24 protein-coding genes are annotated in these 26,262 nt (G+C 65.7%); 18 read left to right on the top strand and 6 right to left on the bottom strand.

The window, feature by feature from the left end; translation table 11 throughout:
• Positions 1–103: 103 nt before the first annotated feature.
• From ABIB26_RS01150 to pxpA, 5 genes are read right to left on the bottom strand one after another with little or no spacing between them, the layout of a single operon-like run.
• Entirely contained in the window at positions 104–1,090 is a 987-nt protein-coding gene (locus ABIB26_RS01150; RefSeq protein ID WP_354238795.1) for a 5-oxoprolinase subunit C family protein, read from the bottom strand.
• Positions 1,080–1,985 (bottom strand): 5-oxoprolinase subunit B family protein, encoded by a 906-nt coding sequence (locus tag ABIB26_RS01145; protein WP_354238793.1) that lies wholly within the window; start codon positions 1,983–1,985, stop codon positions 1,080–1,082. The genes ABIB26_RS01150 and ABIB26_RS01145 overlap by 11 nt, the downstream gene beginning before the upstream one ends.
• Complete coding sequence (locus ABIB26_RS01140) at positions 1,982–3,334, bottom strand: acetyl-CoA carboxylase biotin carboxylase subunit (RefSeq protein WP_354238791.1); 1,353 nt, start codon at positions 3,332–3,334, stop codon at positions 1,982–1,984. Before ABIB26_RS01140 ends, ABIB26_RS01145 begins: the two co-directional genes overlap by 4 nt.
• Before the next feature lie 2 nt (positions 3,335–3,336).
• Positions 3,337–3,576: an acetyl-CoA carboxylase gene (locus tag ABIB26_RS01135; RefSeq protein ID WP_306971109.1), complete on the bottom strand. Its 240-nt coding sequence runs from the start codon at positions 3,574–3,576 to the stop codon at positions 3,337–3,339.
• 47 nt (positions 3,577–3,623) lie between these two features.
• The gene (gene pxpA / locus ABIB26_RS01130) at positions 3,624–4,379 is read right to left on the bottom strand and encodes a 5-oxoprolinase subunit PxpA (RefSeq protein ID WP_354238789.1); all 756 of its coding nucleotides are present in this window, start codon (positions 4,377–4,379) and stop codon (positions 3,624–3,626) included.
• A 115-nt stretch (positions 4,380–4,494) separates the two neighbouring features.
• On the opposite strand from pxpA, the gene ABIB26_RS01125 reads away from it, so the two are divergent.
• On the top strand, positions 4,495–5,940 hold the full coding sequence (locus ABIB26_RS01125; RefSeq protein ID WP_354238787.1) for a PucR family transcriptional regulator: 1,446 nt from the start codon (positions 4,495–4,497) through the stop codon (positions 5,938–5,940).
• Between the two features lie 21 nt (positions 5,941–5,961).
• Here the strand turns inward: ABIB26_RS01125 and ABIB26_RS01120 are convergent, their stop codons facing one another.
• Positions 5,962–7,011 (bottom strand): LacI family DNA-binding transcriptional regulator, encoded by a 1,050-nt coding sequence (locus ABIB26_RS01120; RefSeq protein WP_354238785.1) that lies wholly within the window; start codon positions 7,009–7,011, stop codon positions 5,962–5,964.
• A 285-nt stretch (positions 7,012–7,296) separates the two neighbouring features.
• On the opposite strand from ABIB26_RS01120, the gene ABIB26_RS01115 reads away from it, so the two are divergent.
• The 17 genes from ABIB26_RS01115 to ABIB26_RS01035 all read left to right on the top strand — a co-directional run bounded on the left by ABIB26_RS01115 (position 7,297) and on the right by ABIB26_RS01035 (position 26,222).
• Positions 7,297–8,313, top strand: a complete 1,017-nt coding sequence (locus ABIB26_RS01115; RefSeq protein ID WP_354238783.1) for an asparaginase — start codon at positions 7,297–7,299, stop codon at positions 8,311–8,313.
• Positions 8,314–8,368: 55 nt separating this feature from the next.
• Positions 8,369–9,256, top strand: a complete 888-nt coding sequence (locus ABIB26_RS01110; protein ID WP_354238781.1) for a polysaccharide deacetylase family protein — start codon at positions 8,369–8,371, stop codon at positions 9,254–9,256.
• Positions 9,256–10,644, top strand: a complete 1,389-nt coding sequence (locus ABIB26_RS01105; RefSeq protein WP_354238779.1) for an MFS transporter — start codon at positions 9,256–9,258, stop codon at positions 10,642–10,644. Before ABIB26_RS01110 ends, ABIB26_RS01105 begins: the two co-directional genes overlap by 1 nt.
• Positions 10,634–11,401 (top strand): SDR family NAD(P)-dependent oxidoreductase, encoded by a 768-nt coding sequence (locus ABIB26_RS01100; RefSeq protein ID WP_354238777.1) that lies wholly within the window; start codon positions 10,634–10,636, stop codon positions 11,399–11,401. The genes ABIB26_RS01105 and ABIB26_RS01100 overlap by 11 nt, the downstream gene beginning before the upstream one ends.
• 16 nt (positions 11,402–11,417) lie before the next feature.
• Complete coding sequence (locus tag ABIB26_RS01095) at positions 11,418–12,140, top strand: SDR family NAD(P)-dependent oxidoreductase (RefSeq protein WP_354238775.1); 723 nt, start codon at positions 11,418–11,420, stop codon at positions 12,138–12,140.
• Between the two features lie 41 nt (positions 12,141–12,181).
• Positions 12,182–12,541, top strand: coding sequence for a hypothetical protein (locus tag ABIB26_RS01090; protein WP_354238773.1), 360 nt, complete (start codon positions 12,182–12,184; stop codon positions 12,539–12,541).
• Positions 12,542–12,545: 4 nt separating this feature from the next.
• The gene (locus tag ABIB26_RS01085; RefSeq protein WP_354238771.1) at positions 12,546–13,172 is read left to right on the top strand and encodes a flavin reductase family protein; all 627 of its coding nucleotides are present in this window, start codon (positions 12,546–12,548) and stop codon (positions 13,170–13,172) included.
• Positions 13,173–13,419: 247 nt separating this feature from the next.
• A complete protein-coding gene (locus ABIB26_RS01080; RefSeq protein WP_354238769.1) occupies positions 13,420–14,442 on the top strand; it encodes a LacI family DNA-binding transcriptional regulator in 1,023 nt (340 codons plus the stop codon).
• A gap of 112 nt (positions 14,443–14,554) precedes the next feature.
• Entirely contained in the window at positions 14,555–16,279 is a 1,725-nt protein-coding gene (araB, locus tag ABIB26_RS01075) for a ribulokinase (protein WP_354238768.1), read from the top strand.
• Positions 16,276–16,986, top strand: coding sequence for an L-ribulose-5-phosphate 4-epimerase (locus tag ABIB26_RS01070; RefSeq protein WP_354238766.1), 711 nt, complete (start codon positions 16,276–16,278; stop codon positions 16,984–16,986). The genes araB and ABIB26_RS01070 overlap by 4 nt, the downstream gene beginning before the upstream one ends.
• Positions 16,987–17,030: 44 nt before the next feature.
• Positions 17,031–18,551 carry an L-arabinose isomerase gene (gene araA, locus ABIB26_RS01065; RefSeq protein WP_354238764.1) on the top strand — a complete coding sequence of 507 codons (1,521 nt, stop codon included), beginning with the start codon at positions 17,031–17,033 and terminating at the stop codon, positions 18,549–18,551.
• Positions 18,548–19,459, top strand: coding sequence for an aldose 1-epimerase family protein (locus ABIB26_RS01060; RefSeq protein ID WP_354238762.1), 912 nt, complete (start codon positions 18,548–18,550; stop codon positions 19,457–19,459). The genes araA and ABIB26_RS01060 overlap by 4 nt, the downstream gene beginning before the upstream one ends.
• Positions 19,460–19,713: 254 nt before the next feature.
• Positions 19,714–20,838 carry a multiple monosaccharide ABC transporter substrate-binding protein gene (gene chvE / locus ABIB26_RS01055; RefSeq protein WP_354238760.1) on the top strand — a complete coding sequence of 375 codons (1,125 nt, stop codon included), beginning with the start codon at positions 19,714–19,716 and terminating at the stop codon, positions 20,836–20,838.
• Between the two features lie 107 nt (positions 20,839–20,945).
• Complete coding sequence (gene mmsA, locus ABIB26_RS01050) at positions 20,946–22,475, top strand: multiple monosaccharide ABC transporter ATP-binding protein (protein WP_354238758.1); 1,530 nt, start codon at positions 20,946–20,948, stop codon at positions 22,473–22,475.
• Between the two features lie 5 nt (positions 22,476–22,480).
• Positions 22,481–23,770, top strand: a complete 1,290-nt coding sequence (gene mmsB / locus ABIB26_RS01045; RefSeq protein WP_354238757.1) for a multiple monosaccharide ABC transporter permease — start codon at positions 22,481–22,483, stop codon at positions 23,768–23,770.
• Between the two features lie 241 nt (positions 23,771–24,011).
• Positions 24,012–24,770: a LamB/YcsF family protein gene (locus ABIB26_RS01040; RefSeq protein WP_354238755.1), complete on the top strand. Its 759-nt coding sequence runs from the start codon at positions 24,012–24,014 to the stop codon at positions 24,768–24,770.
• A gap of 114 nt (positions 24,771–24,884) precedes the next feature.
• Positions 24,885–26,222: an MFS transporter gene (locus tag ABIB26_RS01035; protein ID WP_354238753.1), complete on the top strand. Its 1,338-nt coding sequence runs from the start codon at positions 24,885–24,887 to the stop codon at positions 26,220–26,222.
• The last annotated feature ends 40 nt before the right edge of the window (positions 26,223–26,262 follow it).

Raw genomic sequence — 26,262 nt, 5'->3', positions numbered from 1 at the left:
AGTGTTAACGGCAAACGTCAGACTTAAATTTCACGCTGCCCGTTGGCAGGACCCGCAAAAAGCCTCCGGTTCCTGCCCATGCTTCCTGCCAATGCGCCGTGAATCAACGGCTGAGGCCGAGGGCCGCCCAGGCTTTGTTTTTGCGTTCAGCAAGTTCCTTGCGCGCCACGAGGGCTTCGTCCTGACTGACTGCGACAAAGCTGGTGGCTGTGCCGGGGGCCGCGCGGGCCACCAGATCCATGTCGGCGCTGATCACCGTTCCCACCATGGCGTATCCGCCGCCGGATACGGCATCGCGGTGCAGGATGATGGGCTGCGTGCCGCCCGGAATCTGGATGGAGCCCACCGCGTACCCGGCATCCACAATGTTGGACGGATCCGAACCGGCGCCGAAAGGCTGCTCCCGCTCTTTCCATGTCACACCGGGGCCGGAATACCGCAGCCCCATCCGGTCGGCCACCGGGGTAACCTTCCATTCCTTGTTGAGAAGGTTGTCCAGTCCTTCCTCCGTAAGGCGGTGATCGTACAAACCCAGGACGATCCGGACGGATTGTTCCTTCGCATACACGGGGCGGAAGTCCTCCGGAACCGTGTCGCCGTCGGGGAGTTTCCCGTCATTGAGCGGACTGCCGACCGGAACGAGATCGCCCGCCTCAAGCTTCCGGCCGTGGAATCCGCCGATTGCGCCCAGGCTGTAGGTGGACCGGCTGCCGAGCACCTCCGGAACGTCGATTCCGCCTTGAACCGCGATGTAGTAGCGCGTGCCGCCCCGGATGACGCCGAAGCTGAGTTCATCGCCGGCACGCAGCTGCAGCCGGGCCCACTGGGGCCGGGATTCCCCGTTGACCAACACGTCCACGGGGGCCCCCGTGACGGTGACCACGGCGTCCCGGTCGGTGGCGAGCACCGGGCCGAGGTACGTGCACTCAAGGACCGCTTCCTTGACGGTGTTGCCGACGAGGGCGTTTCCGAGTTCGGCCGAGTACTGGTCCATGGATCCGCTCTGCGGGATGCCCACGTTGTAGTGGCCCACGCGGCCCCGGTCCTGGACCGTGGTGGCCAGTCCTGGATTTTTGATTTCAAATGCCATTGAGGGCCTCCATGAGTTCCTGGTTGAAGCTTTCGGGATCGGCCAGGGCCCTCGACAGCTCAAAGGTCACGGGCGCCTGCCGGTATCGGAACGTTCCCGCGGCTATCTGCTCCTGGATGCCGTTGTACTCGGCTTCGGTGACGGGCTTGAACTTAACGATGTCCCCCGGGCGGAAGAACACCATGAAGTCCTTGAAGTCATCCAGCGCCTGGGCGGGATCGAAGATGGGCGCGGCAGCCACGCCGAACATCTGGTATCCGCCGGCGCCGCGCACGGAGTAGATGCAGCCGAAGCAGCCGCCGTGGCCGACCGTCAGCTTGGGGGTATCAGTGCGGGGGCTCAGATACTTCGGGACTTCGAGCTGTTTCTCCCGCTCCACCAGCTGGAAGAGGAACGGCAGGCCCGCCACGAAGCCCACCATGGAAACGAGCCAGGGCTGCTCGTGGTGCCTCTGGATGAACTCCGCGGCGTCCTTGAGGTTGTTGACCTTGGCCGCGTAGTCAATGTCCGTGCCGTCCGGCTCCTGATGGAATCCCTCGCGGAAACGCTTCGCTACTTCCGCCGTGAAGGGATCGTCATACCAGATCGGGACCTCGATGATCCGGGTTTCGAGCGCCTGCTGCTGATGGTGCGTCAGGTCCCGTTCAATGCTGCGGACGGTTTCTTCCAGGTCCGACGGCGGCAGCACGTCGGGATCGAACCTCACCAGCAGTGACGCGTTGGCAGGGCAGACGTCCACGACGCCGGGAAGGTCAGCCGCGGAAAGCCTGGAAGCGATGGTCATGACTTTGAAGTTCGCGGCGAGGCTCATGGCTTCCGAGACTTCTACGAACAGGAATTCGTCTCCGCCCCAGGTGTAGCGGGCTTCCTGCAGCGTGGTGATGTCATTGCTCATTTTGCCTCCAAGAGATCCGAAGCTGTTTCAATGAATTTCGAGTGGTGGGTGACGGCCGCAAATTCGGGCCGCGCCAACAGCTTCTTATGCACCGGAATGGTGGTCTTGACTCCATCGATGTGGGTCTCGTCCAAAGCGGTGAGCGTGGCCTTAATGGCGGCTTCGCGGGTGTCTGCGTGGACAATCAGCTTGGCCACCAGGGAGTCGTAGTAGGGGCTGACCACGGATCCAGACTCGACCCCTGTGTCCACCCTGATGCCCGCACCGGTTGGCCACTCAATTGCTTTGATGAGCCCCGGGCTGGGAAAGAAGTTGTTGTCCGGGTCTTCGGCGTTGATGCGGCATTCTATGGCGTGCCCGCTGAAGCGGACGTCGTCCTGCCCGATCGACATGGCGCCCGTGCTGGCTATCACCAGCTGTTCGCGGACCAGGTCAATACCGGTGATCTGCTCGGTGATCGGGTGCTCTACCTGGATCCGCGTGTTCATTTCAATGAATGCGGCTTCGTGGTTGACAGGGTCATAAAGGAATTCGACCGTCCCGGCTCCGCTGTAGCCGCATTCGCGAGCGAGTTCCACGGACGATTCCCGGATGGTCTGGCGGACCGCGTCGGGAAGGTCGGGTGCCGGTGCTTCTTCGATGACTTTTTGCGAGCGTCGCTGCATGGAGCAGTCGCGGTCGCCAAGATGAATGAAACTGGTTCCATCGCCCAGGACCTGCACCTCCACGTGGCGGGCATGTTCCACAAAGCGTTCCAGATAGACGGTCGGGTCCCCGAATACGGACGCCGCTTCACCGCGGGCCACCTCGATGGTAGCCAGCAATTCGTCCTCGCTGTTCACAAAGCGGATGCCCCTGCCGCCCCCGCCGGCGGAGGCCTTGACCACCAGCGGGTAGCCGATCCCGCGGGCGACCCCAACGGCGTCGGCTGCCGGGTCGAGGGGGCCGTCCGAGCCGCGGAGTACGGGGACGCCGGCCCGTCGGGCGGATTCCCGGGCCAGGGACTTGTTGCCCATCATTTCGATGGCGTCCGCGTCCGGGCCCACCCAGATCAGGCCTGCATCGGCCACCTTCCGGGCGAACACCGAGTTTTCGGAGAGGAACCCGTAGCCCGGGTGGACGGCATCGCAGCCGCTGTCCAAGGCCGCGGAGATCATGGCGTCCTGATTCAGGTAGCTGGCCGGCGCAGGAGCCGGGCCCACAACCACGACCTTGTCGGCGGAGCGGGCCGCCAGGGAATCGGCGTCGGGTTCGCTGGCCGCGAGGACTGTCTCGATGCCCATTTCGCGGGCAGTCCGGGCAATGCGCACGGCGATCTCGCCGCGGTTGGCAATCAGTAGTCTCTTCATAACTATCCTTCGCGGATGACGATGATGGTGTCGCCCGGGTTGACCATGTCGCCCTCATTGACTTCAAAGGACTCAAGGACTCCGGCCACATCGGACTGGATTTCGGTGAACTGCTTCATGATTTCGACGATGCCCAGGGTCTGTCCGACCTCGATGGTGTCGCCTTCGTTGGCGAACGGCGGCTTGCCCGGGCCGGGCTTGCGGTAGAAGATTCCGGGGAGCGGGGAGACGATGGTTGCCACGGGTGTTCTCGCTTTCAGACGGTTGGGAACGGTTGGGATAAGTCAGGTCAGCCCAGGACCGCACGCACTGCGGAGGCCACGGCGGGTGAGTTGGGTGCGTCGGAGTGGACGCAGATGCTTTGGAACGAAATGTCGAGTTCGGTACCGTCAACTGCGAGGACGGGCTGTCCGGCCATGGCCCGGCGGACGCGCTCGGCAGCGGCGACGGGATCCGTGGGGACCGGGCGGCGCTGGATCAGCAACTCACCGGCGGGGCCGTAATTGAGGTCGACGTAGAGTTCCGGGACGAATTCCACGCCCATGACACGGCACACGGTTTCGTGAGCGGTGCCTGCGAGCCCGTAGAACGGAACGCCGAACTGCAAAGCCGTTCCGGCCGCGGCCTGCATGAGTTCCTCGTCGCCCGCCAGCATGCCATAGAGAGCGCCGTGGGGTTTGATGTGGTTCAGCTCCAGCCCGTGCTTTCCAAGAAAGGCCGTCAGTGCTCCCGTCTGGTACAAAATGATCGACTCGACCTCGTCCGGGCTGAGCACCATGCGGCGGCGTCCGAAACCAACCACATCCGGGAGCCCCGGGTGCGCACCGACGGCCACACCGTGCTCTGCGGCGAGGGCCACGGTTCGGTTCATGACGTCAGGATCGCCGGCGTGGTATCCGCAGGCGACATTGGCGACGTCGATGATTTGCATGAGTTCTTCGTCGTTGCCGAACTCGTGAAGGCCCAGGCCTTCACCCATGTCGGAGTTCAAAAGCACCCGTCCTGAAGTCTGGGGAGAGGTGCCGGGGGTCACATTCGTTTGCATGCGGGTAACGCTACCCAACTGTGAGGCGACGCGGTATTGTGCAAGTTGCTGAATCTAGCGCGTGAATTGTCTTGTTTGCACTATCAAGCGGCGATCCCGCTCTTTGGAGGCTTCAGTGCGCATCTCCGATCTCGTGGACGATCCCGACCTCAAAATCCGCCTTCGGGTTACGGGAGGCGAGGGCCGGCTGGGACGCCCCATCACGTGGTGTGCTCCGACCGAACATATGGATCCGACACCCTTCCTGAGCGTTAACGCCCTTGTATTGACCAACGGCATGGGCCTGAATGTCAAGGACTTCAGGATCTGGGATGCGTATGTGGAACGGCTGATTTCGGTACCTGTTGCGGGCCTGGCGTTCGGCTTGGGCGCCGCCCACCACGAGCTGCCTGTCAGCCTGGTCCAGGCCTGCGAGGCCCATGGCCTGCCGCTGCTGGAGCTGCCGCCGGAGGTGCCGTTTGTCCTGGTGATGAGGCATGTGGAGCTGGTCATCGCCTCCGAGCGGAATGCGGAGCTGCGGAAGGGCTGGGAGCTGGCAGATGAATGCACCCGGTTGGCGGCCGACGGCCATTCCCTTGCCGAGGTTCTGGAGCGGGTGGCCCACGCCATCGAGGCACGGGTGGCCGTGATTGACCACAACTCGTTCGAGCTGATCTCCGCCGGAGCCGAGCGCGGCGGCACAGCCCGGACCACGCTCCGCCTGCCCAGCGGTGACCCTCACCGATTCCAGTTGGTCATCGAGGGCGTCAAGAGCAGTGTGGTGCTGCAGCCCATACTGGGGCCTGTGGCCGCCGTCATCGCCATGCAGCTGAGCTACACACTTGGGTCACGTTCCCCGTTGCATTCGCGTGAAGCCGCCCGCTTTATGGAGGCGCTTTATGAGGACAGGGGAGCGTCGTCCGCGACCCTGTGGCGTTACGCCCTCGAGTCCGGATTTGACCCCGACGGCGACTGGAGCTCGGTGCTCATCGGCGGCTCGGAGCACGTCGCCCACGCAAGGCTGAGGGCCATCGCCTGGCGTGCGCGAGTGGGGCTCCAAGCCCGCTTTGGCACGGTGAGGTTTATGGAGGAAGCAGGGCTCACCACGCTGCTTGTGCAGAACAGCGACGGCGCCGTTGACCTGCTGGACGCCGTTCAGGAGTTTTTCACCGACTCCCCGGAACTGTCCGTAGTGGTTTCAGGATCCGGAAGCCTCAGCGAACTGCCCCTGGCCCTGCAGTTGGCCCGCCGCCAGGTAGGCAAGCCCGGCGTTCGCCGGGCTCCCCTGGCCGATCTGGCCGGCATCGTGCAGGGGCTGCCCAGCCCTGGACTGGTTGCGATGTCCCAACGGCTCCTGGCGCCATTGGAAATCGACGGTGGCGGCCCGCTGCGCGAGACGCTCGACGCCTACCTGCGCCACAGCGGAAACTCCCGGGACATTTGCGATGAGCTCTTCATCCATCGGAACACCCTCAGTTACAGGATGCGGAAGATCGAGGATCTCCTGCAGCTGGACATGTCCGACGGCCAGGTCCGCGCCACCTGCATGCTCGCCCTGACCATCGTGGCGGCACGCGGTTAGGCAAAATCCGCGGATTGCCTGTCACAGCGCCAGCGAAGGAACCACCAAGGCGCTGCTTTCCCGTACGCACAGGATCGGTTTCAGCATCATGGATTCGACGCGTTCCCCGTCAAGTACCTGCTTCAAGAGCTGCACCGCCGTCCGACCGATATCCAGCATGGGAGACCGCACTGAAGACAGCGGGATGGGAAGCTCGGACGCCAGTGAGGTGTCATTGAACCCCACAACTGCCACGTCATGGCCGACGGTGAGGCCATGCGACCGTAATGATCCCATGGCGCCGATCGCTGCGAAGTCGTTGACGGCGAACAGGGCGGTGGGGCGAGGGTTGCAGTCGGTAAGGATTGTCTCGGCTGCTTCCCGTCCTCCGGCGGTATCGAACCGGGACCACACCACGGCATTCTGGGAGATACTTCCACCCAGGGCAAGCCACCGATCCACGAAACCGGCCGTCCGGTCGACGGCGGTGCTGGCGTAGGGCTCGCCGGCGATCACGGCGACGTTCCGGTGACCGTTGCCCCACAGGTGGTCGGCCACAAGCCGGCCGCCGAGGACGTCGTCGCAGGTGGCCGACGGGTAGCCCGGGACGCGGCGGTTCATGAGCACGAAAGGAACCCTGCGGGCGCTCAATTCCCGCAACAGACCGCTGTCCAGATGCGCGTCTCCGATGATCAGCCCGTCCACCCGGCGGGCCAGCATCGTCTCCGTTTTTCGGCGTTGTTCGTCCGGGTCGTCGCGGGAGTTCATCACAAACGTGGAATAGCCGAGCTCAGCGGCGGCCTCTTCAATGCCCTCGTACATGGTCGCCAAAACGAGGTCCGAAAGTCGGGGCACGATAACGCCGAGGAGGTTGGAGCGCCGTGTGCGGAGACCGGTGGCCTGCGGATCCGGGGAGTAGCCCCGTTTCCGCGCCAGGTCACGCACACGTTGGGCCGTCGCTACAGAGGCCGCGCCGCGCGCCACATCCGAGCCGGAGTGCAGGATCCTGGACACGGTGGACGGGTGGATGCCGAGCTCGTTGGCAAGATCCTTCAGTGTGACCGTGCGGCCGCCGGCCGTGCTGTCGTCCAATTCGTTCCCCTGCCCCAGTTCAAAAAGTCGTAGTCCCAAGCGTGCCCGATGACATGCGGTTCTCTGGTTTTCTAACCCTTGACGTGTCGCACCTCACATTCTATAGTCATTCCATACCTTTACCCAAACGATTGGGTAGCCAGGAGTTCTGGCACCCGGCGCGAGTTGTTTAGAACTTCGAAGCAGCCGGAGCCAGGCGCAGGACGCGTCACAAGGATACTTTTACCCACAACCCAATCGATTGGGTAAGTACTTATCACCAGATCCAAGGCAAACGGAGCGGAAATGACTGTCACAGATTTGCGCGGACCCCACGTGGTGCTTTTGGCCACGGGAGGAACGATCTCTTCCCGTGCGTCGGAGGCCGGCGGAGCCGCTGTGGCGTCGGACACGGGAGAGCAGGTGGTAGCCAGCATGGCGGCTCCGGCCTCACATCCGGTCCGCGTGGTGGATGTTTTCCGGAAAGGTTCGTACCTGCTGACGGTGGACGACATGGTGGTCATCTGCGCCAAGATCAAGGAAGCACTGGCCGAGCCTCTTGTCCTGGGCGTTGTCGTTTCACACGGCACGGACACGATGGAGGAGACGGCGTACCTGGTTGATCTCACGCACGATGATCCCCGCCCGGTGGTTTTCACCGGAGCGCAGCAGGCCGCCGACTCCGAATCCCCGGACGGTCCGGACAACCTTTCCCGTGCGATCGCCGTCGCCGGTTCCCGCCAGGCCCGGAACCGGGGTGTGCTGTTGGTATTTGCCGGGATGATCTTCCCTGCTGCCGGTGTACGTAAGAGCCACACCACGAGGCTCGACGCGTTTTCCAACCCGGATTTTGGAACGGCGGGGAGGGTTTCCGGCAGCGGGGAAATCCGGATGCAGGAGGCACCGTCCGGCATCGAACCCCTGCCGCTGCCGGGTTCCGGAACCGGTTCGCCGCGGGTGGACCTGATTGCTGTCTACCCCGGCGCGGACTCCACACTCCTGCGGGCCTCCCGCCAGGCCGGGGCGGCAGGGATCGTGCTCCAGGGGACGGGGACCGGCAACGCCAACCACGCGCTGTGCACGGAGATCGCCGACGCCGTCGCGGCCGGCGTCGTCGTCGTGACAAGCACGCGGGTGGACGCCGGAGCCGTGGTTCCCCGATACGGCGACGGCGGCGGTGAGAACCTGCGCGCGGCGGGCGCCATACCCTCCGGGCTGCTCAGGCCGTCGCAGTCGCTGATCCTTCTCAGTCTTCTGCTCACGCTGGACACCCCCAGGGACCGCATCGCGGAGATCTTCGCCCGCCGCGGCCAGCTCCCCTGACCGTTGCCCCCGGAAACAGAACGCAAGCAAACAAACCCAGTGAAAGGTTGATCTCATGACTAAGGACATCCAAGTCGCGTTCGGCGTCGACGTGGACGCCGTTGCCGGAATGCTCGGCTCCTACGGGGGCGAGGATTCCCCGTGTGACATCTCCCGCGGCCTGTTCAGCGGCGAAGTGGGCGGCCCGCGGATCATCCGGCTCTTCGAGAAGTACGGTCTGCCGGCCACCTGGTTCGTGCCTGGTCACTCGATCGAGACGTTCCCGGATCTGACCCGGATGATCGTGGACGCAGGACACGAAATCGGCGTGCACGGCTACTCGCACGAGAACCCCATCGCGATGACCCGCGAGCAGGAGACCGCCATCCTTGACCGGTCGATCGAACTGATCGAGAAGGTCTCCGGCCGCCGTCCCACCGGCTATGTCGCACCGTGGTGGGAATTTTCCCCCGTCACCAACGAGATCCTGCTGGAACGTGGGATCAAATATGACCACTCGCTGATGCACCGCGATTTTGAGCCGTACTACGTCCGCGTCGGCGACAGCTGGAAGAAGATCGACTACACCAAAGCCGCCGAAACCTGGATGGAGCCTCTGGTCCGGGGCCATGAAACCGACCTGGTCGAGATCCCGGCCAACTGGTACCTCGATGACCTCCCTCCCATGATGTTCATCAAGGCAGCCCCGAACTCGCACGGATTCGTCAGCCCCCGCGACATCGAACAGATGTGGCGCGACCAGTTCGACTGGGTCTACCGGGAAATGGACCAGGCCGTCTTCACCATGACCATCCACCCTGACGTCTCGGGCCGGCCCCAGGTGCTGCTCATGCTCGAGCGGCTCATCGAAGACATCAACTCCCATGAGGGCGTCAGCTGGCTGACCTTCGACCAGATCGCCGACTCCTTCCTCGCCCGCAGCCCCCGAAAGGAAAACCAGTAATGACCATCCAGCAGCCCGCCGTCGACCTGACGCAGCCCGCACCGGACGAGAAGCGCCGCTTCCCGGTCTTCTCCAAGCGCAATACCAGCATCGCCACCGTCCTTGCCCTGCTGGCCTGGACCGTCGCCGTCTTCGACTACGGACTTTTCGGCACCCTGCTGCCGGCCATGCAGGAGGAATTTGGCTGGACAGCGACAGAAGCCTATGCGATCAACACGTGGATCGCCGTCGGCACCGCCATCGTCTGTTTCGGAATCGGTCCCGTCATCGACCGGCTCGGCCGCCGCAAGGGCATGATGACCACCATCGGCGGCACCGCCGTCGTCTCCGGCCTGACAGCCCTGATTCCGACCGGAATCCCGTTCCTCAGCAACGGCCTCCTGGTGCTGATCCGTTCCTTCGGCGGGCTCGGATTCTCCGAGCAGGCCGTCAACGCCACCTACATGAACGAGGTCTACCAGGTCACTGAAGTCGCCGACAAGCGCAAGCGCCCCGGCTTCCACTACTCCTTCATCCAGGGCGGCTGGCCGCTGGGATTCCTGCTCGCCAGTGCCCTGGCCCTCGCCTTCCTGCCGTCCCTCGGTTGGCGCGCCCTGTACCTGATGGCGACCGTCCCGGCGGCGGTCATCGTCTGGGTCATTGCCAAGAAACTGAAGGAGACCCCGCAGTTCGAACTGCACCACAAACTGACCGAACTTGAGAGGAGCGGAAAGCCGGAGGAAGCCCACTCCCTCGCCCACGCCTACGGCGTCGAGCACTCTTCAGCCGCCCCTCTCAAGCGCATCTGGGAACCGCACCTGCGCCGGAACACCATCGTCTTCTCCCTGGCCTGGATCGTGAACTTCTTCGGCATCACCATCTTCAGCGTCCTCGGCAGCTCGGTCCTGAAAAACGCGAAGGGCGTGGAACTTTCCGACGCATTCTGGATGCTGATCGTCATCAACCTTCTCGCGTACTTCGGCTACGTCTTCCACGGCTGGCTCGGCGACAAAATCGGCCGTAAGCGGACCATCATCGGCGGCTGGATCCTCTCCGGAATCTCCTTCGCGATCATGCTCAGCCCCATCGCCACGAGCCCGTTCATGATCATCCTGACCTACGGGGCCGGACTGTTCTTCCTCGTCGGACCCTACGCCGCTATCCAGTACTTCATGGCCGAGTGCTACCCGGTGAGCTGCCGCGCAACTGGAACTGCCTTCATCGGGGCAATGAGCCAGCCCGGCACCATCATCGGCGGAGCCATCTTCACCGCTATTGCCGCTGGAGGCGGCACCGGCACCGCAGCGCTCTGGGTCGGCGCCCTGGGCACCCTGATCTCCGGCCTCCTCATGATCGCCGCCAAGCCGCCGGCTGAGGCCCTGCTCGAGGACCACCCGCATGACGACTGACCAGAAGGTGGCCGTGATCACGGGGGCAGCCAGCGGGATCGGACGCGCCCTCGCGGTTCATTACGCCCGCCATGGAGTGTGTGCGGTGATCGGCACGTTTGCCGGCGATCCGCACGACCCGGAAGAAACCCTTCGCCTGGTGAAAGCCGCAGGCGGCCGAGGCATCGTCCACGAAGTGGATGTGCGCAGCACCCCGTCCGTGGATGCTTTCGCGGAGCGGGCCGTGCAGGAGTACGGGCGGCTGGACTACGCGGTGGCGAATGCCGGAGTCCTGCGCAACTCGCCATTGGGCGAGATGACCGACGAGCGCTGGGAAGACATGCTGAACGTCGACCTCACCGGAGTCCTGCGCACCCTGCGCGCAGGAGCTGCCAGAATGGCCGACGGCGGCGCCATGGTTGCCGTGTCATCGATCGCCGGCGGGGTCTACGGCTGGGAGGAACATGCCCATTATGCCGCGGCCAAGGCCGGGGTGTTGGGTCTCATCCGCAGCGTCGCCGTGGAGCTTGGGCCCCGCCGGATCCGCGCAAACGCCGTCATCCCCGGACTGATTGAAACCCCGCAGTCCCTGGACCCCGTCAACTCGCTCGGACCGGAGGGACTTCAGCGGGCCGGAAACGACATTCCCTGGGGCCGCGTCGGGAGGCCCGAGGAGGTCGCCAGCGCCATCGCCTTCCTCACTTCAGACGATTCCATGTACATCACCGGACAATCCCTGATCGTGGACGGCGGCCTCACAGTCAAGATGCGTGCCTGATGGCGGAGAGGACACCATGAACACCAGGAACATCTCCCCGTCCGGACCGGGCCGTGCTGTGGTCATCACGGGTGGCGCGAGCGGGATTGGCCAGGCGATCGCCGACGCCTTCAGGGATAACGGGGACAGAGTGGCCGTCCTGGACCGCGCCGAGGGAAACGGTGCCATCCGGGTGGATGTTGCCGACGAAGCCAGCGTGAAGGCAGCCTTTGCCGAGGCTCGGGAACGGATCGGTCCTATCGATATTCTCGTGAACAGCGCGGGACTCCTGACGGAGTCACCGTTGGAAAACATGTCCCTGGATATGTGGAACGAAACCATTGCCGTCGACCTGACCGGCGTCTTCCTGTGCTGTCGCGAGGTTGTGGCGGAGATGCGTGCGCGAAAGTGGGGGCGCATCATCAACATTGCCTCCCAGCTTGCCATCAAAGGCGGGGTGGGGCTGAGCCACTACAGTGCCGCAAAGGCCGGCGTCGTCGGGCTGTCCAAGGCGCTGGCCCTCGAACTGGCACTGGACAACGTCCTGGTCAACTGCATCGCCCCCGGCCCGATCGAAACGCCGCTCGTTGAGGGCATCTCCGAAGACTGGAAAGCAGCCAAACGCGCGGAACTTCCGCTGGGACGCTTCGGAATGCCCGCCGAGGTGGCGCCCGTGGCGCTGCTGCTTGCCAGCGACCCGGGTGGCAACCTCTTCCTGGGGCAAACCCTCGGCCCAAACTCCGGCGATGTCATGCCGTAAGAACAGGAGATCGTATGTGCGGTGCCTGCGGAAGGACCACCGTGGCCGATCCTGCCCTCGGTGCGGTGCGGACCATGCGTCAACACCTGATCGTGGCGGGCACGATCAACAGCGTGTGCACTGGCCTGCCCGGAGCCCCCAAGGTCACGGCCCTTAGCGATGGCTGGATGATGTCCGGTCCCTCCGGGGCCAGCTGGCAGTGCCATACCGTTGAAGAACTGTGGGCTGCTGTCATCGCGGGTCTCGGCGGCACGCCCCAGCTGATCCGCCTGCTGGGGCGCCAGGAGGCCTACGCCGTCGACCCGGAAAACGCCGGGCTCCCCTCCCGGGTTGCCGCCATCGGCCGGACGCTTACTTCAACGGCAGCCGCGCCGAGGCCGGCACTCTGCGCCGTAGGGTGAAACCATGCGAACGGACTTCAGCCCCGACGAACTTTCATCCCGCGATTTCTACCGGCTGCTGACGGCGGTCGTCGTTCCGCGGCCCATCGCTTGGGTTTCGAGTACGTCCCCCGAGGGGGTGGACAACCTCGCCCCGCATTCGTTCTTCACGGTGGCCTCGGTGAACCCGCCCATCATTGCGTTCACGTCGGTGGGGAAGAAGGACTCCCTCCGCAATATCGTCGCCACGGGGGAGTTCATCGTGAATCTGGCCCCGGCGAACCTCATCGCGGAAGTCAATGCGACCGGCACCGACTTTCCGCCGGACGTGAGCGAGTTCGACGCCGCCGGCCTCACGCGTGAGGCGGGCCTGACGGTACAGGTTCCCCGGGTTGCGGAGTCTCCGGTGGCGCTCGAGTGCAGGCTCCACAGCACGCTGGAGATGGGCGACTGCGTCCTGGTGTTCGGCGAGGTGACCCACGCGGTGGTCGCCTCGGAGGTTCTGCAGGGAACCCACCCCGGGATCGACAGGCTGGATCCGCTCTCGCGGCTGGGCCTTGACGAATGGGGGACCATGGGCGACGTCAGCGAACTCAAACGGATCCGGAAGGACGACTGGCCGGGCGGATTCCGGCCGGCGGACCGTGCGTGAGACGTTGATGAATGGCCGGCCCAGAGACCGCCTGCCCGGACCCACCACGGTCCGGGCCGGCATTCCGCGTCACGGCGGATGAGGATGACCGGAGGACGGCAGGAATGCCCCCGTTCCGGACCCCGGAAATGCGCTACCGTTAGCGCTAACAGAACGGCAGCCGGCCGCGGGGGGCCATGGCCGGTCCGGCGCCCTCCTGTAGCTTGATTTCACGCGGATCGGCCGCATACGGAGGAAGGTGCCTCGCATGGGGAACAACAATGACCGGCGGCTGCCGCGCCTCGAGGACGTAGCAGCGCGGGCCGGGGTTTCCCACCAGACCGTGTCGCGGGTGATCAACAACCACCCGAATGTCAGCGCGGCAACAAGGGCGCGGGTCGAGGCGGCGATTGCCGAACTCGGCTACCGGCGCAACACGGCCGCCAGGAGCCTCGTGACCCGGCGAACGCAGACCATCGGCGTCCTCGCCTCCGAACTCGGGCAGTATGGCCCGGCGAATACGCTGCTGGGAGTCCAGCAGGCCGCGCGGGAGGCAGGGTATTTCGTGAGCATCGCCTCGATCAAGGGGGCCGGGGCCGAGGCCATTTCCGATGCGGTGCGCCACCTGACGGACCAGGGCGCGGATGGTTTGATTGTCATCGTCCCGCACGACGGGACGCTTCAGGCGCTGGAACGCCTGGACCTGGATGTCCCGGTGATCGTCGTCGGGGGAGCCGGGGAAGGGCGGTTGAGCGGTGCGATGGTCGACCAGAAGCTTGGGGCGCGGCTGGCCGTCGCCCATCTGATCAGCCTTGGCCACCGGCGGATCGGCCATGTCTCGGGACCGCTCGACTGGATCGACGGCCAAGCCCGTGTTGACGGGTGGCGTGAGGAGTTGGCGGAAGCCGGCCTCAGCGACGACCTGTTGGTCGAGGGTGACTGGAGCGCGGGCAGCGGATACCGGATCGGGCAGCAGCTGGCAGAACAGCGCGGCGCCACGGCGGTGTTCGTCAGCAATGACCAGATGGCGCTGGGCCTGCTGCGGGCGTTCGGGGAGAAGGGCGTCCGCGTGCCAGAGGATGTCTCGCTGGTGGGCTTCGACGACCAGCCCGAATCCGCCTACTTCATGCCGCCGCTGACCACCGTCCGCCAGGACTTCGAGGAACTCGGCAAGCGCTGCATGGACCTCATGCGCGCCCAGATCGAAGAGGGCGCGGCGGGGGGCACCCTGGTGGTCAGTCCGGAGCTCGTGGTGCGCGCCAGCACCTCGGCCGGGCCGCGGCTCCCGTAAAGGGCCGGAGCCTTAATTCGAGCAACGCGTGTGCCGGAGCTTCTTGACAGCAGGTTTGTTAGCGCTAACAATGGAGGGGTTCGCAACGCTGCCGAACCTATTGGAGGATTTGATGGACGTCTCAGTGGACGGAACCGAAAACTTTGTCATCGGCGTGGACTACGGCACGCTCTCCGGGCGGGCCGTCGTCGTCCGGGTCCGGGACGGCAAGGAACTGGGCAGCGGCGTCTTCGACTACCCGCATGCCGTGGTCACCGGCGAGCTTCCGGAGGATACAGCGGGCGGCGCCGGCTTCCGGCTTCCCGGCGAATGGGCCCTCCAGGTTCCCAACGACTACCGGGAGGTCCTGCGCCACGCCGTCCCGGCCGCGATCGCCGACGCCGGAATCGACCCGGCCGCGGTCGTCGGGATCGCCACCGACTTCACCGCCTGCACCATGGTTCCGGTCAAGGCGGACGGCACCCCGCTGAACGAACTCGCCGGGCTCGCCAGCCGGCCGCACGCCTACGTGAAGCTCTGGCGGCACCACGCCGCGCAGCCGCAGGCGGACCGGATCAACGCCCTGGCGGCCGAACGCGGCGAAAGCTGGCTCCCGCGCTATGGCGGGCTGATCTCCTCGGAATGGGAATTCGCCAAGGGGCTCCAACTGCTCGAGGAAGACCCGGACTGCTACGCCGCCATGGACCGCTGGGTGGAAGCCGCCGACTGGATCGTCTGGCAGCTCTGCGGCAACTACGTCCGCAACGCCTGCACGGCCGGTTACAAGGGAATCTACCAGGACGGCCGCTACCCTTCGGAGGAGTTCCTGGCGGCCCTGAACCCGCGGTTCAAGGACTTCGTGAGCACCAAGCTGGAGCACACCATCGGCCGGCTGGGCGACGCCGCCGGCTACCTCACCGCCGAAGCGGCCGCGTGGACCGGACTGCCCGAAGGCATCGCCGTGGCGGTCGGCAACGTCGACGCCCACGTCACCGCGCCGGCGGCCCGGGCCGTGGAGCCCGGACAGCTGGTGGCCATCATGGGCACCTCCACCTGCCACGTGATGAGCGGTGCAGAGCTGCGCGAAGTGCCAGGCATGTGCGGCGTGGTGGACGGCGGAATCGTGGACGGACTGTGGGGGTACGAGGCAGGGCAGAGCGGGGTGGGCGACATCTTCGGCTGGTTCACCAGGTACGGCGTCCCGCCGGAATACCACCAGGCCGCCGCCTCCCGCGGGCTCGGCATCCACGAATACCTGACCGGACTCGCCGCAGACCAGACCATCGGCGGGCACGGCCTCATTGCCCTCGACTGGCACTCCGGCAACCGCTCGGTGCTGGTGGACCACGAACTGTCCGGCCTCGTGCTGGGACAGACCCTCGCTACCCGGCCCGAGGACACCTACCGGGCCCTGCTGGAAGCCACGGCCTTCGGCACCCGTACCATCGTGGACGCCTTCCGCGACTCCGGAGTGCCGGTGAAGGAGTTCATCGTCGCCGGCGGGCTGTTGAAGAACGAGCTCCTGATGCAGATCTACGCCGACGTCACGGGTCTGCAGCTCTCCACCATCGGCTCCAGCCAGGGCCCGGCCCTCGGCTCGGCCATCCACGCGGCCGTGGCGGCCGGCCGGTACCCGGACATCCGGGCCGCCGCCGCCGCCATGGGCTCCGAACCCGGAGCCGTTTTCACCCCCATCCCGGAGAACGTTGCCGCCTACGAGGAACTGTTCCAGGAGTACCGCACGCTCCACGACCACTTCGGCAGGGGAGCGAACGAGGTCATGCACCGGCTCAAGGCCATCCAGCGCAATGCCGCCCGGCCACTTCTCACCACCATCCCGGAAGGAGCCTCCGCATGAGCGCGCTGCTGGATTCCATCGCACGGCTCCGCCGCGAGGTCTGCGCACTGCACGCCGAGCTCACGCACTACCAGCTGGTGGTCTGGACCGCGGGAAACGTATCCGCGCGCGTGCCCGGCTACGACCTGATGGTCATCAAACCGTCCGGCGTTTCCTACGCCGAGCTGAGCCCCGAGCTCATGGTGGTCACGGACCTCTACGGCACGCCGGTCAGCGGGCTTTCCGCCGAGGCCGACGGCGGCGCCGCGGAATGGGGAAACCCTGATCTCACGCCGTCCTCGGACACCGCGGCGCACGCCTACGTCTACCGCCACATGCCCGAGGTCGGCGGAGTGGTCCACACCCATTCCACCTACGCCACCGCCTGGGCCGCCCGGGGCGAGCCCATCCCGTGCGTGCTCACCATGATGGGCGACGAGTTCGGCGGCCCCATCCCGGTGGGTCCCTTCGCGCTGATCGGGGACGACTCGATCGGCCGCGGCATCGTGGACACCCTGGCCCACTCCACCTCGCCGGCCGTGCTGATGCAGAACCACGGACCCTTCACCGTGGGCAAGGATGCCCGCTCTGCGGTGAAAGCCGCGGTCATGTGCGAGGAAGTGGCCCGGACCGTCCATATTTCCCGCCAGCTCGGCGAGCCCCTGCCGATCGACCCCGCCCAGATCGACTCTCTCTACGCCCGCTACCAGAACGTCTACGGCCGCTAGGCCCACCACCGCCAGCCCTCCCCACCACGTCCGCAGGAGAAAACATGTCCAACGCCAACAACACGTCCCTTGAGCAGTACGAGGTCTGGTTCCTCACCGGCAGCCAGCACCTCTACGGCGAGGACGTCCTCAAGCAGGTGGCCGCGCAGTCACAGGAGATTGGCCGGCAGCTCAACGGCTCGTCCGACGTCCCGGTGAAAATCGTCTGGAAACCCGTGCTCACGGACTCGGAGGCCATCCGCCGCACCGCCCTGGAAGCGAATTCCGACGACGCCGTGATCGGCGTGACCGCCTGGATGCACACCTTCTCCCCGGCCAAGATGTGGATCCAGGGCCTGGACCTGCTCCGCAAACCGCTCCTGCACCTGCACACCCAGGCCAACGTCGAACTGCCGTGGGCGGACATCGACTTCGACTTCATGAACCTGAACCAGGCCGCGCACGGCGACCGCGAGTTCGGCTACATCCAGTCGCGCCTCGGCATTCCGCGCAAGACCGTCGTCGGGCACGTGTCCAACTCCGAGGTGTCCCGCCAGGTCGGATCCTGGCAGCGCGCCTCGGCCGGCTGGGCTGCCGTCCGGACCCTGAAGCTCACCCGTTTCGGCGACAACATGCGCAACGTCGCCGTCACCGAGGGGGACAAAACCGAGGCGGAACTGCGCTTCGGCGTCTCGGTGAACACCTGGTCCGTCAACGACCTCGCCGACGCCGTGCACGGCGCGCCGGAGGCCGACGTCGACGTCCTCGTCGGCGAATACGAGCGGCTCTACGACGTGGCCCCCGAACTTCGGGCCGACGGAGCGCGCCATGAGTCGCTGCGCTACAGCGCACGGATCGAACTGGGCCTGCGTAGCTTCCTGGAGGCCAACGGCTCCGCGGCCTTCACCACCTCCTTCGAGGACCTCGGCGCACTCCGCCAACTGCCGGGCATGGCCGTCCAGCGGCTCATGGCCGACGGCTACGGCTTCGGCGCCGAGGGCGACTGGAAGACCGCCATCCTGGTCCGGGCCGCCAAGGTCATGGGCGCCGGACTGCCCGGCGGCGCCTCCCTCATGGAGGACTACACGTACCACCTCGTCCCGGGCCAGGAGAAGATCCTGGGCGCCCACATGCTCGAGGTCTGCCCCTCCCTGACCGCCACAAAGCCCCGCGTGGAAGTCCACCCGCTCGGCATCGGCGGCAAGGAAGACCCGGTCCGTATGGTCTTCGACACCGACGCCGGCCCCGGCGTCGTGGTGGCGCTGTCCGACATGCGCGACCGCTTCCGCCTGGTGGCGAACGCCGTCGACGTCGTGGACCTTGACGAGCCGCTGCCCAACCTGCCGGTGGCCCGCGCGCTCTGGTCGCCCAAGCCGGACTTCACCACGTCCGCGGCCGCCTGGCTGACGGCCGGGGCCGCCCACCACACGGTCCTGACCACCGCCGTCGGCATGGATGTCTTCGAGGACTTCGCCGAGATCGCCCGCACGGAGCTGCTGACCATTGACGACGGCACCACCATCAGGGGGTTCAAGAAGGAGCTGGCCTGGAACGCCGCCTACTACAAGCTGGCCGGCGGGCTGTGACCGGGGCCGAATACGGGCTCCGGCACGGGGAGTACACCGCGGTCATCGCCGCCCGGGGAGCCGCCATCCGCAGGCTGCGGCACCGGGAACGGGATCTTGTTGTCCCATTCCCGGCCGGCGGGCCAAATCCGGACTTCCGCGGCGTCATCGTGGCACCCTGGCCGAACCGGATTCCGGACGGCAAGTACACCTTTGACGGGGTTGACTACCGGGTGCCGGTCAATGAGCCAGGCCGGCAGTGCGCCCTGCACGGCTTCACGCCGGAGCTGGACTGGCGGCTGGACTCCCGGACGGATTCCGCCGTGGTGCTCTCCCGCACCATCGAGCCCACGCCGGGGTACCCGTTCGCGCTGTCGATCACCGCCTGCTACCGGCTGGACGGCGACGGACTGCACGCGACCGTCACGGCCGCCAATGTGGGGGAGCGGACCGCGCCCTACGGGGTCTGCCCGCACCCCTACCTGCTGGCAGGACCTGCGCCGCTGGACGAATGGCGCTTGGAGGTCCCCGCGCGGACGATTCTCGAGGTCACGCCGGACCGGCTGCTGCCGGTCGCCATCCGGCCCGTTGAAGGACACGAATACGACTTCCGCGCCGCCCGCGTCATCGGTTCCACGGAGATCGACCATGCCTTCACCGACATTGTTTTCGACGACGACGACGGCGAAGGGCGGGCACACGTCGTGGTCCGGGACCCGGGCGGGACCGGCGTCGGCATGGCCTGGGACCGCAGCTGCGCCTGGCTGCAGCTCTACACCGGGGACACGGAACCGCCGCTGCCCACCCGGCTGGGGCTCGCCGTCGAACCGATGACCTGCCCGCCGGACGCCTTCAACACGGGCACGGACCTCGTGCGGCTCGAACCCGGAGCCTCGCACGACGCGTCCTGGTGCATCTTCGCCGCCTGACCTCCTGACGGCCCGCCGTCAGCCCGAAGGACAATAAACGCCGAATGTGCGTTGACTCACATGATACGAGAAGCTATCTTTGTTCATATTGTTAGCGATAACAATAAGCCGCAGTTCCCTTGCCGGCTGAACCCCCGTTCCATCCAGACCTCCGCATTCCTCCCGCTGTTACCGCCCCTCACGGGACACAATGACGTGAAGAACTGCGATCAGAAGCAACTTCGCGGCCCACGGGTCCGCGGAAGGAGAAAATTGTGAAGATCAGGAAACTCCTGGGCGCCGTTGCGGTTGTCCTCGCTGTGACCGTCGGGGCCACCGGCTGCGGCAGCCGGCCCGGTACGGCCGCCCCGTCCGCCAGCGCCGATGCTGCCGGCTCCCTCGTCGGGATCTCGATGCCGACGCAGACCTCGGAACGGTGGATTGCCGACGGCAAGAACGTCTCGGACTCCGTGACGAAGCTCGGCTACAAGACCGACCTGCAGTACGCCAATGACGACATCCCCACGCAGGTGGCGCAGATCGAGAACATGCTCACCAAGGGCGCCAAAGCCCTCATCATCGCGGCCATCGACGGCACCACGCTGACCGACGTCCTCGCCAAGGCGAAGGAACAGAACGTCAAGGTCATCGCCTACGACCGGCTCATCAACGGCACGCCGAATGTCGACTTCTACACCACCTTCGACAACTACACGGTGGGCGTGCAGCAGGCCACTTCGCTGCTGACCGGCCTGGGCCTCGTTGACGCCAGCGGCAATAAGGTCGAAGGCAAGGGCCCCTTCAATGTGGAGCTCTTCGCCGGCAGCCCGGATGACAACAACGCCAACTTCTTCTGGACCGGCGCCATGGACACGCTCAAGCCGTACCTGGACGCCGGAACCCTGAAGGTTCCCAGCGGTCAGACCAAGTTCGAGCAGGCCGCCATCCTGCGCTGGCAGGCCCCCGTGGCCCAGAAACGCATGGAGGACATCCTCACCGCCGCCTACAGCTCCGGCACGAAGCTCGACGGCGTTCTCTCCCCGTATGACGGCCTGTCCATCGGCATCATCTCGGCCCTGACCAGCACCGGCGGCTACGCCAAGGGAAGCCTGCCGATCGTTACCGGCCAGGACGCTGAAAAGGGATCCGTGAAGTCCATCATCGCCGGCGAGCAGTACTCCACGATCTTCAAGGACACCCGGCAGCTGGGTGCCCAGGCAGTGAAGATGGTCGACGCCCTCCTGAAGGGCCAGGAGCCCGAGGTCAACGACACCAAGACCTACAACAACAAGGTCAAGGTGGTCCCGGCGTACCTGCTCAAGTCCGTCATCATCACGAATGAGAACTACAAGAAGGAACTCATCGACTCCGGTTACTACAGCGAGGCCGACGTCAAGTAGCCACGTTGAAGGGTGGCGGGCCGCCGGAAAGCCCGGGCCGCCACCCTTCCCGTAGACCCCTGCAGCCGCAGGACGTCTCAGGTACTACCAGTCAGTGAGAATTGGCGATGAACACACCCATTCTTCAAATGCGAGGAATCACCAAGACCTTCCCGGGCGTGAAGGCCCTCCAGGACGTCACCCTGCAGGTGAACCGCGGCGAAGTCCACGCCATCTGCGGGGAAAACGGCGCCGGGAAATCCACCCTGATGAAGGTGCTGTCCGGCGTGTACCCGCACAGCTCCTTCGACGGCGAGATCCTCTTCGAAACCGAACCCTGCAACTTCTCCAGCATCAGCGACAGCGAGAAGCGCGGGATCGTGATCATCCACCAGGAGCTGGCACTGAGCCCGTATCTGTCCATCGCCGAGAACATCTACCTCGGCAACGAACAGGCCAAGCGCGGCTGGGTGGACTGGCGGAAGACCAACCTGGAGGCCGCGAAACTCCTGGCCCGGGTGGGCCTGAGTGAAAACCCGGTCACCCCCGTCCAGCACATCAGCGTGGGCAAGCAGCAGCTCGTGGAAATCGCCAAGGCGCTCTCAAAGGAAGTCAAGCTCCTCATCCTCGACGAACCGACGGCGGCCCTCAACGACGAGGACTCGGGCCACCTGCTGGACCTGATCCTGCACCTCAAGGGCCAGGGCGTCACCTGCATCATCATCAGCCACAAGCTCAACGAAATCCGCAAGGTCGCGGATGCCGTCACCATCATCCGCGACGGCAAGACCATCGAAACCCTCCGCCTGGGCGACGGCGAGATCACCCAGGAACGCATTATCCGCGGAATGGTGGGCCGGGACCTGGAAAGCCTGTACCCGGACCGGGATCCCCAGATCGGCGAGGAAGTCCTGCGGATCGAGGACTGGTCCGTCCGGCACCCGCAGGACCACAGCAGGATGGTGGTCAACAACGCCAGCCTCAACGTCCGCAAGGGGGAAGTGGTGGGGCTGGCCGGACTGATGGGCGCCGGCAGGACGGAGCTGGCCATGAGCGTCTTCGGGCGCAGCTACGGCACGGCAACCTCCGGCAGGGTCTTCAAGTACGGCACGGAAATCAACACCGGCACCGTCTCCGCCGCCATCAAGCATGGCATCGCCTACGCCACCGAGGACCGCAAGCTCTATGGCCTGAACCTCATCGAGGACATCAAGCGGAACATCTCCATGGCCGCGCTCCGCAAGTTGGTCAAGGGCGGCTGGGTGGACAAGAACCAGGAAACCGTCGTGGCCAACGACTACCGGAAGAACATGAACATCAAGGCGCCGTCGGTCGCCGCCATCACGGGCAAGTTGTCCGGCGGCAACCAGCAGAAGGTGGTGCTGAGCAAGTGGATGTTCTCCGACCCGGACGTGCTGATCCTCGACGAACCCACCCGCGGGATCGACGTCGGCGCGAAGTTTGAGATCTACACGATCATCGCGAAGCTGGCCGCGGAAGGAAAGGCGGTCATTGTGATCTCCTCCGAACTGCCCGAGCTGCTGGGCATCTGCGACAGGATCTACACCCTGTCCGCCGGGCACATCACCGGCGAGGTCCCGATCGCCGAAGCATCGCAGGAAACCCTCATGCATTACATGACCAAAGAGAAGGAATAGCGAACATGTCCGCCCTCCGAGAATCCCTGGGCTTCCTGACAAGCCGCCTCCGCCAGGTTGGCATCTTTGTCGCCCTGATCCTGATCGTCCTGCTGTTCCAGATCCTGACGGACGGGATCCTGCTGGAGCCGCAAAATGTCACCAACCTGGTGGTCCAGAACAGCTACATCCTGATCCTGGCCATCGGCATGGTCATGGTGATCATCGCCGGCCACATCGACCTGTCCGTCGGATCGATCGCCGGCTTCATCGGCGCAGTCGCCGGTGTCATGATCGTGCACTGGGGATGGGCCTGGTGGCTCGCCATCCCCGCCTGCCTGCTGGTCGGCGCGCTCGTGGGTGCCTGGCAGGGCTACTGGATCGCATACGTCGGCATTCCCGCCTTCATCGTCACCCTCGCCGGTATGCTGATTTTCCGCGGCCTGACGCTGATCACCCTCAAGAATCAGCAGATCACGCCGTTCCCGGCCGAACTCCGGGCGCTGGGCGGCGGGTTCCTGCCGGACATTTCCGGCGGCACCTCGGTGCTGGAATGGCTGACGGTCATCCTGGGGGTCGGCGCCACCCTGGCGCTGGTGATCCAGGCGGTCAAGGAACGCCGGATCCGCAAGAAGTTCGAACTCGAGAATGAGCCGATGGCCTGGTTCGCCACCAAGACCGCGTTCATTGCCCTGCTCATGCTGACCATCACCTTCCTCCTCGCCAGCTACCGGGGCACACCGATCGTCCTGATTGTGCTCGCGGTCCTGGTGATCGTCTACACGGCACTGATGAACAACAGCGTCTTCGGCCGGCACACCTACGCGATCGGCGGCAACCTCCACGCGGCGGAGCTGTCCGGCATCAAGACCAAGGCCGTCACGTTCCGGCTGTTCGTGAACATGGGCGGCCTCGCCGCACTGGCCGGCCTCGTGTTCACGGCACGGCTCAACTCCGCCCAGCCGGCCGGCGGCACCGGGTTCGAACTGGACTCCATCGCTGCGGCGTTCATCGGCGGCGCGGCGGTCCAGGGCGGCGTCGGCACCGTGGCCGGGGCCATGATCGGCGGCCTGATCATGGGTGTGCTCAACAACGGCATGTCCATCCTGGGCCTCGGCACCGACTACCAGCAGCTCATCAAGGGCCTCGTGCTGCTCCTCGCCGTCGGTTTCGACATCTTCAACAAGAACCGCAGCGGCAAGGGCGGCGGGGCCACGTTCGGCAAGCGCCTCAAGCTGAAAACCCCTCCCGCAGCCGGTGCCGACGCCGGGAAGCCGGCGGATGAGCGCCCGGTCCCGGTAGCGGCCGGGAAGTAACAAAGCTGCGGGAGTGGCGGCTTCGGCCGCCGCTCCCGCTACGTCCGGGACGCCCGAAGACGGCAGCGACCCGGGTCCGCCCGCAACGGGCAACCCGGGTCGCTCTTTCGTGCGTGCTCATTGGACCTGCTCCTTCGGTGGTGTCTTCGGGGTAGTTCAACGTCGAGCCAACAGATTGTTGAACAATCCGTCAAAGTGATGCATCCTTATATACGGGGCTATCATGAGACGAGGATCACAAATGGCAACCATCGACCTTAACAGCGACGTCGGCGAGTCATTCGGCCGCTGGACCCTGGGCGACGACACAGCGATGTTCCGCTCTGTTTCCAGCGCGAACGTGGCCTGCGGATTCCACGCCGGCGACCCCAGCGTCATCCGCCGGACCTGCCGCGAGGCGGTTGCTGCCGGCGTCATGATCGGTGCCCACGTCGCCTACCGCGACCTGGCCGGTTTCGGCCGCCGCTTCCTGGACATCGATCCGATCGAACTGGCGGACGACGTCGTCTACCAGATCGGTGCGCTGCAGGCGCTGGCCGCCGTCGAGGGCGGCCAGGTCAGGTACGTCAAGCCGCACGGCGGACTCTACAACGCCATCGTCGCGCACACCGCCCAGGCGAAGGCCGTCGTCGACGCCGTGAAGTCCGTTGACCCGAAGCTGCCGATCCTGGGCCTGCCGGGCTCGGAAGTACTCCGCCTTGCCGAGGCCGCCGGACTCCGCCCGGTCACCGAAGCGTTCGCCGACCGGGCCTACAACCCGGACGGCACCCTCGTCTCGCGTACGCTCCCCGGAGCCGTCCTGCATGACCTCGCGGAGGTCACTGAGCATGTGCTCCGGATGGCCTCCGATTCCGCCGTCCGCACCATCGACGGCTCCATCCTGAAAATCCGCGCCGAAAGCATCTGCGTCCACGGCGACTCCCCGGGTGCTGTCGCGATGGCCGCCGCCGTCCGCGAAGCGCTCACCGCCGCGGGCATCACCACCGCCGCGTTCGTCTAAAAACGGATTCGCCTCAACACGAGTCCGGGCAAGCCCGGCAGCACCCGGGTTCACCGGCATCACACACACCTACACCCGAGCAACAGGCAGCACCCCGCACACCCGGAGGAAACCATGACCACACCGCACCAGGCCACCCCGGCCGCCGCCAAAAAGAAGCTGCCGCCCGGCGCCCTCAAGGCCTACATCGCGAGCCTCACCGGCACCTCGCTCGAGTACTACGACTTCGCGATCTACTCTGTGGCCTCGGCCCTGGTGTTCCCCAAGATCTTCTTCCCGGTCGGCGACGAGTTCGTTGGGCTCCTGCTCTCCTTCTCCACCTTCGCCGTGGGCTACCTCGCCCGCCCCATCGGCGGCATCCTCTTCGGCCGCCTCGGAGACAGGATCGGCCGCAAGCACGTCCTCGTGACCACCCTCTTGATGATCGGTATCGCCACGGTGCTCATCGGCGCGCTTCCGGACTACACGGTCATCGGCATAGCCGCCCCCATCATCCTCGTGCTGCTGCGCCTGGCCCAGGGGATCGGCGTCGGCGGGGAATGGGGCGGTGCCGTCCTGCTCTCCAGCGAATTCGGCGACGCCCACAAGCGCGGCTTCTGGTCCTCCGCCGCGCAGATCGGCCCGCCGGCCGGCAACCTGATGGCCAACGGCGTCCTGGCGGTGCTCGCCGCGACGCTGAGCACCGAAGCCTTCCTGTCCTGGGGCTGGCGCGTGGCCTTCCTCGCGTCCGCCGTGCTGGTGGTGTTCGGCCTGCTGATCCGCCTCAAGCTTGACGAAACCCCGGTGTTCAAGGCCATCCTGGCCCACGGCGAGCAGCCGAAGGCCCCCATCAAGGAGGTCTTCACCAAGGAACCGCGCGCCCTCGTGGCCGCCGCCCTTTCCCGTGTCGGCCCGGACGTCCTCTACTCCCTGTTCACCGTCTTTGTGGCCGTCTACGCCACCAAGGAACTTGGTATGACCACCAGTAACGTGCTCGCTGCCATCCTGATCGGCTCCGCCTTCCAGCTGGTGCTCATTCCCGCGGCCGGCGCCCTCACGGACCGCATCAACCGCCGTCTCGTCTACGGCATCGCCGCCGTCGGCACCGCCGTCTACGGCCCGCTGTTCTTCCTCATGGTCCAGGGCAAGTCCGTGCTCATGCTGACCCTCGGCGTCGTGATCGGCCTGGCCCTGCACGCCTTCATGTACGGCCCGCAGGCCGCCTACATCACGGAGCAGTTCCCGCCCCGGCTCCGCTACGCCGGCAGCTCGCTGGCCTACACCCTGGCCGGGGTGATCGGCGGCGCCATCGCACCACTGGTCTTCACGGCACTTTATGCTGCCTCGGGCAGCTGGCTCCTGATCGCCGTCTACCTTGCGGTTGCCTCGGTTGTGACGGTTGTAGGACTGGCCCTCGGCCGGGATCCGCAGACCGAGGAAGAAGAGCGGCTCCTGCAGGATGCCCGCGCCTGAGCGGCGCGGATCCCTTTTCCGGCACGAGCAACCATGCAGG

The sequence above is a fragment of the Arthrobacter sp. UYEF20 genome (assembly GCF_040546335.1).
GTDB lineage: Bacteria > Actinomycetota > Actinomycetes > Actinomycetales > Micrococcaceae > Arthrobacter.
The sequence above is the reverse complement of the archived record's forward strand: the minus strand, read 5'-3'. Positions and strand labels throughout refer to the sequence as shown.